Here is a 12,663-nt window from a genome sequence, read left to right as displayed (position 1 = left end):
ACTCTCTAGTATCAAGCATATTGCTTCGCCAATTGAGTAAAGGCCTCTCCGCGAGCCATAAAGTTACTGAACTGATCAAAACTGGCACACGCTGGTGACAACATTACCATATCGCCTTCAACCAACTTAGGTGAAAGCCACTCGACAATCTCCTCCATGGTATCAAAACGTTTAGCACTTGGATGTAGAGATAAGAACTCGTTCCCATCGGCTCCAAAACAGCATAACTGTATGGCTAGCGGTTCTAATACTGGAGCTAAGTCAGAGAAATCAGCCCCTTTCCCTACACCGCCCACGAGAAGATATAGCTGTCCAGAAAGAGAGAGCCCAGATAAAGCAGCCAATGTACTCGCGACATTTGTCGCTTTTGAGTCGTTGACCCACTTTACGCCTTTGCGGTCGGCGACGACCTGACATCGATGAGTCAATCCTGAATAGGACTTTATCGCACCCAACGCTTTGTGGTAATCAATACCCGCGTTGTGAAGCAGTGCAAGAACCACAAGTACATTTGCCACATTATGCTGACCCACTAAAGCAAGTTCACTGCTCACTACTATGGTTTCACCATTGTGAATTAATTGGTCATTCCCACCCACACGCTCAATCCCGAACTCAGTGTCACCAGAAAGGCTAAACTCAGTTAAAAGATGTTGAGAGGATTCGGGATAGGTAGCCCTATCATCAGCATTGACAACACAGTGTTTCGCATGGTCAAAAATGCGTAATTTAGCCTGACGATAATCGTCCATACCGATATAACGGTCCATGTGGTCTTCGGAAAGATTAAGGAAAGCGGCACAGACAAGTTCAAGTGATGACGTGGTTTCTAACTGAAAACTGGAAAGTTCTAAAATGTAGAGGTCTCGGTCTTCTTTTAACAAATCCAATGCAGGTACACCAATATTACCACCGATAGCCGCATTGACTCCAGCCGCATTGGCTGCAACGCCCATAAGGTCGGTAACCGTGCTCTTGCCATTTGAGCCGGTAATAGCGATAACCGGTTTATTCACCTGCCATGCGAATAGCTCAATATCACCAACAACGGGGATCCCCTTGTTGAGCGTTTGCTGAATCTCGGCAGTTGCCAAGGCGATCCCTGGGTTTGCTACCACCAGATCGGCATTTAACAACCAATCTAGGTTCCAGCTTCCAAAATGGGTCTCGACATCAGCGGGAACTTTGTCCGCCCCAGGCGGAGTTTCACGCGTGTCGATCACTCTAACATCAAGAGGCTTGTCTACCCTTTTAAGGTGTTCCAGTACAGAGAGCCCGGTGATCCCGAGCCCTACAACAACGACTTTATCTATGCTTTGCCACTTTGACATAATCTGCCTTTAACGAACTTTTAGCGTAGCTAAGCCGATCAAGACCAAAACAATCGAGATAATCCAAAAGCGAACGATCACTCGTGGCTCAGGCCAGCCTTTAAGTTCATAGTGGTGATGGATAGGAGCCATACGGAAAATACGCTGGCCGCGAAGCTTATAGGACCCGACTTGCAAAATAACCGACAGGGTTTCCATTACAAATACACCACCCATAATCACCAGCACAAATTCTTGGCGTACTAACACTGCAATGGTACCAAGTGCGCCTCCCAGTGCTAACGAACCCACATCACCCATAAAGACTTGAGCTGGGTATGTGTTAAACCACAAAAAGCCTAATCCGGCGCCAACAATCGCAGTACAGACAATGACGAGTTCCGACGCCTCTGGTATATGCGGTATATGAAGGTAATTGGCAAAGTTGACGTTACCCGTTGCCCATGCAATTGCCGCAAAGCCCGCCGAAACAAGCACCGTAGGCATAATGGCTAAACCATCTAGACCATCGGTTAGGTTAACCGCGTTGCTGGTACCAACTATGACAAAATAGGTAAATACGATGTAAAACAAGCCTAACTGAGGCATGACATCTTTAAAGAATGGCACCACAAGCTGGGTAGCTGCGGTATCTTTACCATGAGCATATAGAGCAAACGCAACGACAAGTGCTATGGCGGATTGCCAAAAGTATTTCCAGCGCGCAATCAGACCATCAGTATTCTTGCGAACCACTTTGCGATAATCATCGACAAAACCCACTGCGCCATAGCCGAGCAAGACAAAGATCACCGCCCAGACATAGGGGTTTGAAAGATCTGTCCAAAGCAATACCGTCATTACAATCGCCGTTAGGATCATGATTCCACCCATGGTAGGCGTACCGCGTTTACTAAAGTGCGACTCTGGCCCTTCGTTGCGAACAACTTGTCCTATTTGCAACATCTGCAAACGCTTTATCAACTTAGGCCCCATCCAGAGGGAGATCCCTAATGCGGTAATAACACTGACAATGGCTCTAAATGACAGGTATTCGAACAACCTGAAAAAAGAAAAATATGGCTGTAGCAGCTCCGCGAGCCAAATAATCATGAATACATCTCCTTTACAGCTTCAGCTACTTGGCTCATTTGAGCACTCAGTGCCCCTTTCACCAAGATAGTATTGGTTGTTGAAGCAACATCTAATTCATTTTGGATAAAATCGATCAATTCTTGGTGTGTTAGGAAGTGCTTACCGCCGCAGACATCGCTGATGGCTTTGGTATCATCCCCATACGTTAGAACCTGCTCGAACTTGAATGGGGCAGCATGTTTACCGACTTCACGGTGAAGTTCAAGACTTTCTTCACCCATCTCAGCCATATTACCCAACACCAACCAGCGATTTGATTCAAACCCAGACAGTAGTTCTACTGCGGCTTTCATTGCTGGAACACTGGCATTATAGCTGTCATCAATCAATGTCAGTTTCGGCGTAAGCTCTATCACTTCTACGCGACCTTTTACCGGTTTAACATCAGCTAAACCTGTCACGATTGAAGCTAAGTCACTGCCCATTTCCAACGCAAGAGCCGCGGCCGCTAAGGCATTGGCAATGTTGTGCTTACCTACAATACCAAGTTTGACCTTCGCTGAGCCTTGTGGTGTGTGCAATACAAAATGTGCGTGGCCTTGAGCGGTCAGCTCAATATCAGTGGGGTAAAAGTCCGCATCCGTATTGGTCATGGACAAGGTTCTTACCTGTTTATCTCTCAGAACAGAATCCCAATAACCCCCACCTTGGCTATCGAGGTTAACCAAGGCTGTCGAACCGGCTTTTAGTCCCTGATAGATCTCACCTTTTGCCTGTTTTACACCATCAATAGAACCAAAGCCCTCTAAGTGTGCCGCTGCTACGTTATTTACCAAAGCAACATCCGGCTGAACTAGCTCGGTGGTATAGGCTATCTCACCAATGTGGTTAGCACCCAGTTCAATAACGGCAAAGTCGTCTTCTGGTGTAGAACGCAAAAGTGTTAATGGCACACCAATATCATTGTTAAAGTTACCAGCGGTAAACATCACTTGGCCTTTATATGCCAGTATGCTCGCTACCATTTCTTTCACCGTCGTTTTGCCACAACTACCCGTAATGGCAATAGTTGGCGTATCACAACTGTGATGCACAAGCGCCCCCAACTTACCCAAGGCTTGTTTGGTATCTTTTACGAGGATCTGTGGTACGTCAATGTCTAGCTTTCTGCTGACAATTAGCGCACCCGCGCCCGAGTCAACCGCTTTTTGAGCAAAATCATGAGCGTCAAACCGCTCGCCCACAAGAGCAATAAACAGCGCATCGTTTTCAATTGCCCTTGTGTCCGTGGAAACAGAGTTAATAACTTTGTCTTGGCCAACAAGTTCTCCGGAAACCGCAGTTTCAATTTGGCTTAAAGAGATCGAAATCATGCCTTGTCTAATCCTAATAAATCTATTGCCGACTCTCTGTCCGAGTAGTGGACAGTCTTATCCTTGAGTACTTGATAATCTTCGTGGCCTTTGCCAGCAAGTAATATTATGTCTTTTTCTGAAGAATGCTCTAAGGCCAGCTTTAAGGCCTGATATCTGTCGTGTTCGACAAATGCGTTTTCAGGTGTTCGCAATCCAGCGAGCATATCTTGAATGATCTCTTGTGGTAATTCACTTCTTGGGTTGTCATCACTGAGGATCACTTTATCACCAAGCCTCTCGGCGATTTCCGCATCATAGGACGTTTGCCTTTGTCGCGCTCGCCACCACAACCAACAATAGACCATAGTTCACCATGACAATGCACTCGTAAAGCAGACAATGCTTTTTCAAGTGCATCGGGAGTGTGAGCATAATCGACAACAACCTTAGCTTGCCCCTTTGAACTAAACAGCTCCATACGCCCCAATACTGGTTTGAGCTGACTACAGGTGTCCACTAGAGCTTGCTTATCAAAGCCGAGTTCAAGCAAAGCTGCAAATGCAAGCATCAGATTTGAGGCATTGAACTCGCCGATAAGCTGGCTAGTGAGGTTTCCTTGGCCAAAATAGCCATCAAATGTCAGTTCAATACCCGCTTCACTGTAAGCGACCTCTGTCGCCCAAACGCCTTTGTGAATAGTTGTTAAAGGCTGTAGAGAAACGGCAAGCGCATTGGGATGACCGCTCAACCAAGTGGCTCCAACTTTGTCGTCGGCATTCACCACTGCTTTTTTACAATCGTGTTCGGTAAAAAGAGAAAACTTAGCTTTTCCGTACTCTTCCATTGTGCCGTGGTAATCAAGGTGATCGCGGCTCAAGTTAGAAAATAGGCCGACGTCGAAAGAAAGCGCTTTTACGCGACCTTGTACTAATCCGTGGGAAGACACTTCCAGAGCCGTATACTGGGCTCCTTGCTTCTCAAGTTCAGCGAGCGACTTCTGAATTTCCAACGCGTTACCCGTAGTGTTTACCGCCGGCTGAAGTTGGTCGAGAAAACCATTACCCGTGGTGCCCATCACTGCGGTGCGGGTGCCCAATAACTCCAACCACTGCGCAATTAACTGAGTAATGGTCGTTTTACCATTAGTGCCCGTGACAGCAATCAGTCTATTTTCCGTTAAAGGTTGAATCGAACTGCAATCGAAGATAATTGCGTATTTAAATCTTCGATATAAACAACAGGAACACCGGACACCTCAACGATGTGTCCATGTGGGAATTGCTCATCGGCCTGTGCGAGTACCGACGTCGCTCCGAGCGCTATCGCTTTTTCAATATACTGACGTCCATCCGCTAGATGGCCTTTAATGGCGACAAAGGTATCGCCTTGAACAATTTTCCGACTGTCTAGTTCTAAGGTTTGAACTTTAATGGTTGCGAGTTTCTCTTCGGCTATCTCAAGCCAAGGAGAAAGCAACTCAGTTAGATAAGTCATAGTGCTCATACTCTAACTACTGTTCCTGCTTAAATTGATTTTCATCCGGTGCCACATTTAAGATCTGGAGGGCACCTTTCATTACTTCTGAGAATACTGGACCTGCGACCGAACCGCCGTAATACGAATCGCCTTGAGGCTCGTTCACGATCACTACTACTGAAATTCTTGGGTCACTCACTGGAGCTACCCCTGCGGTATAAACAAAGTACTCATCGCCATATCCACCAGCAACCGCTTTTCGGGAAGTACCCGTTTTGGCTGCGACACGATAACCGGGAACCGCCGCTTTGGTAGCGGTACCACCTGGCTGGGTTACAGTTTCAAGCATAGATAGAACTAAGCGCGCATCATCTTCATCTATCACCTGCTTGGAAAAATCTTGTTGATTACTGTCAATTATGTGAATGGGCTGATACAAACCGTGGTTGCCCAAAGTCGCATAGGCGTGTGCGAGTTGAAGAGGAGTAATGGTTAAGCCATATCCATAAGACAAAGTAGCAATTTCAAACTTTGACCATCGGCGACGATTTGGAAAAATACCTTCTGTTTCACCGACTAGATTAAGACCTGATAGCTGACCAAAGCCGACAGAGCTATACATACCCAATAAAGCTTCGAGTGGCATTTCTAGTGCGAGTTTTGCAACGCCAATATTACTCGATTTTTTCAAAATGGTCGTAAGGTCGGCTTTACCAACTTTAGATACGTCCCGTACACGGCTTCCACCTAAAGGCATAATGCCGTTACCGGTATCGATAATGGTGTCCTTTGTCGCTACGCCATTTTCTAAGGCCGCCAGAACGACAAATGGCTTCACTGTAGAGCCCGGCTCAAATGCATCGGTGATTGAGCGATTTCGCATTTTGGCCGATTGCAAATCTGAACGGTTATTTGGGTTATAGGATGGCGCATTGACCATCGCCAGCACCGCACCGGTTTTTACATCGAGGATAACAGCAGAGCCAGACGTCGCTCTGTAATCTGCCACTGCCTGCTTAATTGCCCGATAGGCGATAGATTGCAATCGCTGATCAATAGTCAGTTGCAGCGGTTTCCCTTCTTCCCGTTCTTCTAGGGAAATATTTTCAACTACACGACCGTAACGGTCTTTGCGTATGATGCGTTTTCCCGCTTCACCTGTCAGCCACTTATCGTAACTGCGCTCTACCCCTTCTAATCCATGACCATCAATACCTGTCACTCCAACTAAGTGAGCACTTACCTCACCAGCTGGATAATAGCGCCTCGACTCGGCTTTTAAGCCAATGCCGGCTAACTTTAGCTCCCGCACATAGTTGGCCATTGCAGGGCTGACTTGACGCTGCAGATAGATAAAGCGACGCTTTTTGTTGTTGTTGATTTTGTCGATCAGCCCTTGGCGTTTCAGACCCAGCACGTCTGCAAGTGCGTACCATCGCTCAATATCTTCTAAGCCACCTTGTTTGAATATGGTGACTGGATCGGCCCATATTGCTTCTACGGGAACACTTACCGCCAGTGGCTCACCATTTCTATCTGAAATAATACCTCTGGCAGAGTGAATGGTTTTGGCTCGAATAGAGCGAAGGTCGCCTTCTTTAATCAGCCTTCCCGGTTCGATAATCTGAATGTAGGCAACACGAGCAACAAGCGTGCAGAAGGCGGCAAGAATAAAAAATAGGACGAGGTAAAATCGCCAGCGTATCAGTTCAACGGACGGCTGGGATTGCTGTTTTTTGCCCTTCGCTGGCTCTTTTGCTTCTACACTCATCTCAGATCGACGACCACTTCTTTATCTGATTCTGGCCTTTGCATTTCTAGCTCTTGCTTAGCAAGTGTTTGGACTCGGCTGTGCTCAGCCAACGCAGTTTCTTCCAACAATAAGTTGCGCCACTCATTGTCTAATCTCTCGCGCTCCTTTAGCGCACTGTCCTTTGCCATCACTTCTTTACGTGTTTCATGAGTCATAAAAACAACAGACATTGCGCTGATAAAAATCAACAACAAAATCAAAAGAGGAACCCTACCAACAGTGATAAGGTCCTTGGCAATTAACTTGGCTAAGTTGGGCGAGGTGTTGTCCATAATCTAAAGCTTTTCTGCAACTCGCAATACCGAACTACGCGAGCGAGTGTTTACTTCCACTTCCTGTTTTGTCGGTTTTAGCGCTTTACCGATCGGCTTGAGGTTAGCACTGCCCAACGCCTTGATTTGATCTTCCGTCATAGGAATGCCGTGAGGCACTTGAGGACCTTTGCTCTCTTTGCGTATAAATCGCTTAACCATGCGATCTTCTAGAGAGTGGAAGCTGATCACCGATAGACGCCCCTGAGGTGCCAATATGCTCGCCGCCCCTTTCAGCGCCGTATCAATCTCATCCAGCTCACTGTTGATGTAGATTCGAAACGCCTGAAACGTACGTGTCGCCGGATGCTTCTTCTCTTTAAAACTCTTTGGCGCCGCATCTGAGATCAGTGATGCCAACTGCTTAGTCCGAGTCAACGGTTCTTTTTCTTCATCTTCGCGATGGGCAACAATTGCTTTAGCAATTCGTCTCGCGTGTTTATCTTCACCAAACTCACGGATCACCCAAGTAATATCATCGAGATCCGCTTGAAGAAGCCACTGAGAGACCGGCATTCCACTGGTGGGATCCATTCGCATATCTAACGGGCCGTCTTTCATAAAGCTAAAGCCGCGATCGGCGTCGTCGAGCTGTGGAGAAGAAACACCAAGATCCAGCAACACACCATCCACTTTTCCTACTAGACCATACTGTTGCGCATAGTCCGCCATTCCAGAAAAAGGGCCGTGAATAATAGTAAAGCGAGGGTCATCAATTTTACTTGCTTCTTCAATGGCTTGAGGATCGCGGTCGATACTGAAGAGGCGACCGTTTTCACCGAGTCGAGATAGGATTTCTCGACTGTGACCACCACGGCCAAATGTGCCGTCAATGTAGATGCCGTCCGGTTTTAATGCGAGCCCTTCAATAGACTCATTCAACAGAACTGAAATATGTTGGAATGCTTCGGTCATAATTCTCTCAGTTTTATACGCAGCGATTCACTCAAACTCACCAGTGTACTGATTTGCAGCATAATCGCCACCTCTAGACACCAAGCAACTCGTGATATTGCGCTAAGTTTATACTTAAGTCACCTTGGTGTCGCAAACATAAGGCAACCGAGTATAGAGCGATAATAATAATTTGCGTCAATTAAAAGCAAAAAACCCATCATAACTGCTTAAGTTACAATGGGTTTAAAATAGGTGAGTTGACCTGTAAGCCGGGTTCTGTACCGCTTGCGCGGTGATAGCCATTCGTCTAGGCCAGCAATCGCTCACTGGCTCGAGCAACCTACCCGCTCCCCAACGCGAGCCACGCTATACGGAAGCCTATTTGGTCTTGCTCCGGGTGGAGTTTACCTTGCTACGAACTGTTGCCAGTCGCACGGTGCGCTCTTACCGCACCCTTTCACCCTTACCTGTGCCCTAAGGCCATCGGCGGTTTTCTCTCTGCTGCACTTGTCGTAGCTTGCGCCCCCCAGGCGTTACCTGGCACCCTGCTCTGTGGAGCCCGGACTTTCCTCCCCCTTATCAGTCTCCAAAAGGACATCAATAAGGCAGCGACTACCCGGTCAACTCGGAGGCGGATTGTATAGCGAGTAAGTGGGTGTGTCTAGAGGTTCTCGATATACGCGATAAAATAACGTTCAATTGATTACTAATAGAGCAATCCCTTACTCAAGGTTCTCAAGTCCCCACTTGTAAAGCGCGTTCTTTTTCAAGTTGTAGATCTCCGCACATAAAGCCGCGGCTTTTTTGAGGGGGAGCTCTTTTGCCATAATACCAAGCGCGCGACACACCTCATCTGGGATTGTGGCTTGGCTATCGGTTCGATAACCATGGATCAGTAACACCATTTCCCCTCTTTGCTGATTGTCGTCCTCTTTAACCCAAGCGACTAACTCTCCAAGTGGCAGCCCCTGAATGGTCTCAAAAGTTTTGGTTAGTTCTCTCGCCAGTACCACTTCACGGTCAGGGCCAAGTACGTCCAACATATCAGTGAGAGTATCGAGAATACGGTGCGGAGACTCATAAAAAATGCAGGTGCGCTCCACTTTTGCTATTTCTAGTAGCCTATCTTTGCGTCCCTTGCTTTTCGCAGGAAAGAAGCCTTCAAAGCTAAAGCGATCTGAAGGCAAGCCCGAAGCACTTAACGCAGTAATAACGGCACATGCTCCCGGTAAAGGAACAACTTTGACACCCGCCTGACGACACTGAGTCACTAAGTGGTATCCTGGGTCACTGATCAGCGGCGTGCCAGCGTCGGAAACTAATGCGATGGACTCACCTTTCTTTAATCGGTCAACAAGTACCTGAGCTTTTTGCTGCTCATTGTGATCGTGAAGGGCATATGTTCTGGTTTGAATATTTAAGTGCGATAGTAGTTTACCGGTATGACGGGTATCTTCCGCTGCGATTAGGTCAACTTGGTTCAAAACCTCGATGGCACGTTGAGTGATATCGGCTAAATTTCCGATTGGAGTTGGAACAATAAAGAGAGTTGGGATCTCGAATGGAGAAGTTTTATTATCTGTCATTTGTTTACTATCACTTCAACGATTAATATAGAGACAATTTTACACGGAATTATCTAAGAACTCATGGCAATTAAAAACCAGAAGCGCCTCAGTGTAACACGCATTCTCTCTCCTGTTGCACTTGCATTGGCTCTAGCGGCATGTACCGCAACTCAGCAAACGGCCACTTCGGTAGATATCACTGCCGAACCCACACAGTCGGTTCAAAGTTATTTGATGTTGGCAGATAGTAGCAAGGTAGCATTCAAAACGACTGGCTCATTATGGCGTTAAAATCAGCGCTAAAAGCCAAGGATACTGGTCAAGCCGAACTCTTGATTCAGCGCCTTTCGCGTCAAAAGCTGTCAACGTCCCAGCAGGCTGAGTGGCAACTGAGCCGTGCAGACCTTGCCGTCATGCAAAGCGATTACCAGTCCGTCATCGAACAGTTAAATTTCAGAAGCAGTTGGAAATTAGACAAGCGCCAGTGGCAGGAATACTACGAACTAAGAGCTGAAGCCTTTTTACAATTGGAGCAGTTCTTCGAATCAAGTCGAGCACTGTCTGAGCTGTACAAATACACTTCTCTCGATCAACACCCAGAGCTCTCGCAAAGAATATGGCAAAACCTGAGCCAGTATTCCCAGTTCCAAATTACGCAATACTCTGCCGAGCCACAAGAAGAGGTCCTCGACGGTTGGCATCAACTAGCGGTTTATACTAGAACACTCGCTTCGACTCTTCCTCAGCTCAAAAATACGCTAGAGCAATGGTTGATCGAAAACCCATCTCACCCGGCGTCACTTTACACCCCTGTTGAGATCCAAGATATTTTAAATTTGGAAATCAGCAAACCGGTAAATACGGCTCTGATTTTGCCGCTTTCCGGTAAGTTTGCTAAACAAGCTCAGTTGATCCGTGACGGCTTTGTACTGGCAATGATGAGCGATGATTTGCGTGATGAAAATGCCACGCTTTCCATCATAGATAGTAATCAACTCGATATTAATACTCTGGAAAGCACGCTGATTGAACGCAATGTTGACTTTGTTGTTGGCCCCTTACTTAAGGAAAACATCGAGTCTCTACAGGTAAAGCAGAGCGAGTTTAGCTCTCCAGTGCCCATGTTAGCGCTTAACATTCCAGATCAAATACACCTTGGTACGCAAACGTGTTATTTAGCCCTGTCACCAGAACAAGAAGTAGCGCAAGCCGCTAAACATCTGTTTAGTCAAGGTTACCAGTTCCCTCTTATTCTAGCACCGCAAGGTAGACTGGGACAAAGAGTGGTTGAAGCCTTCGAAGTCGAGTGGAAAAAGTACAGCGACAACGCAGTTGCGGTCAATTTGTTTGGCAACAAACGCGAACTTCAAAAGAACATTAACAACGTGTTTGGTCTACAAGATAGCCAACAACACATCGCGCAAATGGAGTCGCTTCTCGGTATTGATCTAGAAAGTCAGCCTAGAAGCCGCCGCGACGTCGATGCGGTTTATATCGTCGCCAACAGTGCCGAGTTAACACTGATTAAGCCCTTTATTGAAGTTGCGGTGAATCCGGATACCAATCCACCTAAGCTGTTCTCTAACTCACGCAGTAATAATGGCAGAAAACAGTACGAGGATTTATCCGGCGTTACCTATAGCGACATTCCGCTTTTGATTCAAACTGATACTGCCCTGAAAGCTCAGATGGATAATTTGTGGCCTAAAAAGTCGAATGCTGAAAAACGTCTGCAAGCCCTCGGTATGGATGCTTATCTACTCATGGAGCACTTACCGCAAATGAAAGTGATTGAAGGCTATCAGACTCAAGGGCAAACCGGTACGCTCAGTATTGACGATCAGTGCGTCGTGCAACGAGAAGTCAGTTGGTCTGAATATGGCGCTAAGCAGCCGGAGTAAAGGACAATATTACGAGGCTATGGCAGAGCAACACCTGCACCGCCACGGCCTTGTAACCATTGAAAAAAACTTTACCATCAAAGGTGGAGAAATTGACCTGATTATGCAGGACAATAAAACCATCGTTTTTATCGAGGTGCGCTATCGCGCATCAAAGCAATATGGACATGCCGCGAGTACCGTAACTCAAGCAAAAGCGAACAAAATCTTCGCAACTGCGAATTTTTGGTTAATGAAACAGGGCCTTTCCGCTTATAATTGCGATCTTCGGTTTGATTTGGTCGCCATCCATCAGCATGGTGAGCAAATAGAGTGGTTTAAAAACGCACTAACGCAAGGATAATCGATGCTAGATAGCATTAAAGACAGTTTTACTGAAAGCATTCAAATTCAAATCGCTTCGGCAGAAGCACTGCCAGAAGTCATCACTTATGCTGCACAAGCAATGGTGTCTAGTTTGCTCAACGGCAACAAAATTCTCTGCTGTGGCAACGGCGGGTCGTCCTCAAATGCTCAGCAATTTGTATCTTGTTTGCTAAACCGTTTTGAAACAGAAAGACCTAGCTACCCGCTATGGCATTAACCGCCGACAACACAACACTGACCGCAGTGGCGAATGACTACCACTACGAAGAGATTTTTTCCAAGCAAGTGAGAGCCTTTGGTCAACCTGGCGATATTTTGCTGGCAATCTCAACCAGTGGCAACAGCAAAAACATCATTAAAGCAATGGAAGCAGCGGTAACGCGCGACATGACCATTATTGCCCTAACTGGTAAAGACGGGGGAGAAATGGCGGGGTTGCTCGGGGAAAATGACGTGGAAATTCGAATTCCATCTCATCGTACGGCACGTATTCATGAAGTACATATGGTCACTATGCACTGTTTGTGCGACTTAATAGACCAAGTATTGTTTCCCGCTCACGAGGAGTAAT

General features: G+C 46.7%; 8 protein-coding genes, 1 other RNA gene and 3 pseudogenes. 3 read left to right on the top strand and 9 right to left on the bottom strand.

The window, feature by feature from the left end:
- Nucleotides 1-11 precede the first annotated feature (11 nt).
- The 9 genes and pseudogenes from murD to rsmI all read right to left on the bottom strand — a co-directional run bounded on the left by murD (nt 12) and on the right by rsmI (nt 9,843).
- Nucleotides 12-1,331, bottom strand: coding sequence for a UDP-N-acetylmuramoyl-L-alanine--D-glutamate ligase (gene murD / locus BLO31_RS00845; RefSeq protein WP_070962427.1), 1,320 nt, complete (start codon nt 1,329-1,331; stop codon nt 12-14).
- A 9-nt stretch (nt 1,332-1,340) separates the two neighbouring features.
- Nucleotides 1,341-2,423, bottom strand: a complete 1,083-nt coding sequence (mraY, locus tag BLO31_RS00840; protein WP_070962425.1) for a phospho-N-acetylmuramoyl-pentapeptide-transferase — start codon at nt 2,421-2,423, stop codon at nt 1,341-1,343.
- The gene (locus tag BLO31_RS00835; RefSeq protein WP_070962423.1) at nt 2,420-3,778 is read right to left on the bottom strand and encodes a UDP-N-acetylmuramoyl-tripeptide--D-alanyl-D-alanine ligase; all 1,359 of its coding nucleotides are present in this window, start codon (nt 3,776-3,778) and stop codon (nt 2,420-2,422) included. The genes mraY and BLO31_RS00835 overlap by 4 nt, the downstream gene beginning before the upstream one ends.
- Nucleotides 3,775-5,263 (bottom strand): annotated as a pseudogene (gene murE / locus BLO31_RS00830) (UDP-N-acetylmuramoyl-L-alanyl-D-glutamate--2,6-diaminopimelate ligase). The gene BLO31_RS00835 and the pseudogene murE overlap by 4 nt, the downstream one beginning before the upstream one ends.
- Before the next feature lie 7 nt (nt 5,264-5,270).
- Nucleotides 5,271-7,007: a penicillin-binding transpeptidase domain-containing protein gene (locus BLO31_RS00825; RefSeq protein WP_070962422.1), complete on the bottom strand. Its 1,737-nt coding sequence runs from the start codon at nt 7,005-7,007 to the stop codon at nt 5,271-5,273.
- Nucleotides 7,004-7,321, bottom strand: a complete 318-nt coding sequence (gene ftsL / locus BLO31_RS00820) for a cell division protein FtsL (protein WP_070962420.1) — start codon at nt 7,319-7,321, stop codon at nt 7,004-7,006. The genes BLO31_RS00825 and ftsL overlap by 4 nt, the downstream gene beginning before the upstream one ends.
- Before the next feature lie 3 nt (nt 7,322-7,324).
- Nucleotides 7,325-8,275 (bottom strand): 16S rRNA (cytosine(1402)-N(4))-methyltransferase RsmH, encoded by a 951-nt coding sequence (rsmH, locus tag BLO31_RS00815; protein WP_070962418.1) that lies wholly within the window; start codon nt 8,273-8,275, stop codon nt 7,325-7,327.
- A gap of 231 nt (nt 8,276-8,506) precedes the next feature.
- Nucleotides 8,507-8,885, bottom strand: an RNA gene (gene rnpB, locus BLO31_RS00810) — RNase P RNA component class A.
- A 94-nt stretch (nt 8,886-8,979) separates the two neighbouring features.
- Nucleotides 8,980-9,843 (bottom strand): 16S rRNA (cytidine(1402)-2'-O)-methyltransferase, encoded by an 864-nt coding sequence (rsmI, locus tag BLO31_RS00805; protein WP_070962416.1) that lies wholly within the window; start codon nt 9,841-9,843, stop codon nt 8,980-8,982.
- A 63-nt stretch (nt 9,844-9,906) separates the two neighbouring features.
- Here rsmI and BLO31_RS00800 point away from each other — a divergent pair.
- The 3 genes and pseudogenes from BLO31_RS00800 to BLO31_RS00790 all read left to right on the top strand — a co-directional run bounded on the left by BLO31_RS00800 (nt 9,907) and on the right by BLO31_RS00790 (nt 12,662).
- A pseudogene (locus tag BLO31_RS00800) lies at nt 9,907-11,726 on the top strand (penicillin-binding protein activator).
- A complete protein-coding gene (locus tag BLO31_RS00795) occupies nt 11,704-12,069 on the top strand; it encodes a YraN family protein (protein WP_070962414.1) in 366 nt (121 codons plus the stop codon). The pseudogene BLO31_RS00800 and the gene BLO31_RS00795 overlap by 23 nt, the downstream one beginning before the upstream one ends.
- Nucleotides 12,070-12,072: 3 nt before the next feature.
- A pseudogene (locus BLO31_RS00790) lies at nt 12,073-12,662 on the top strand (phosphoheptose isomerase).
- The last annotated feature ends 1 nt before the right edge of the window (nt 12,663 follow it).

The organism is Vibrio sonorensis, from assembly GCF_001854765.1.
Classification (GTDB): Bacteria; Pseudomonadota; Gammaproteobacteria; order Enterobacterales; family Vibrionaceae; genus Vibrio; species Vibrio sonorensis.
Note: the sequence above shows the minus strand (reverse complement) of the source record. Positions and strands in the feature narration are given on the sequence as shown.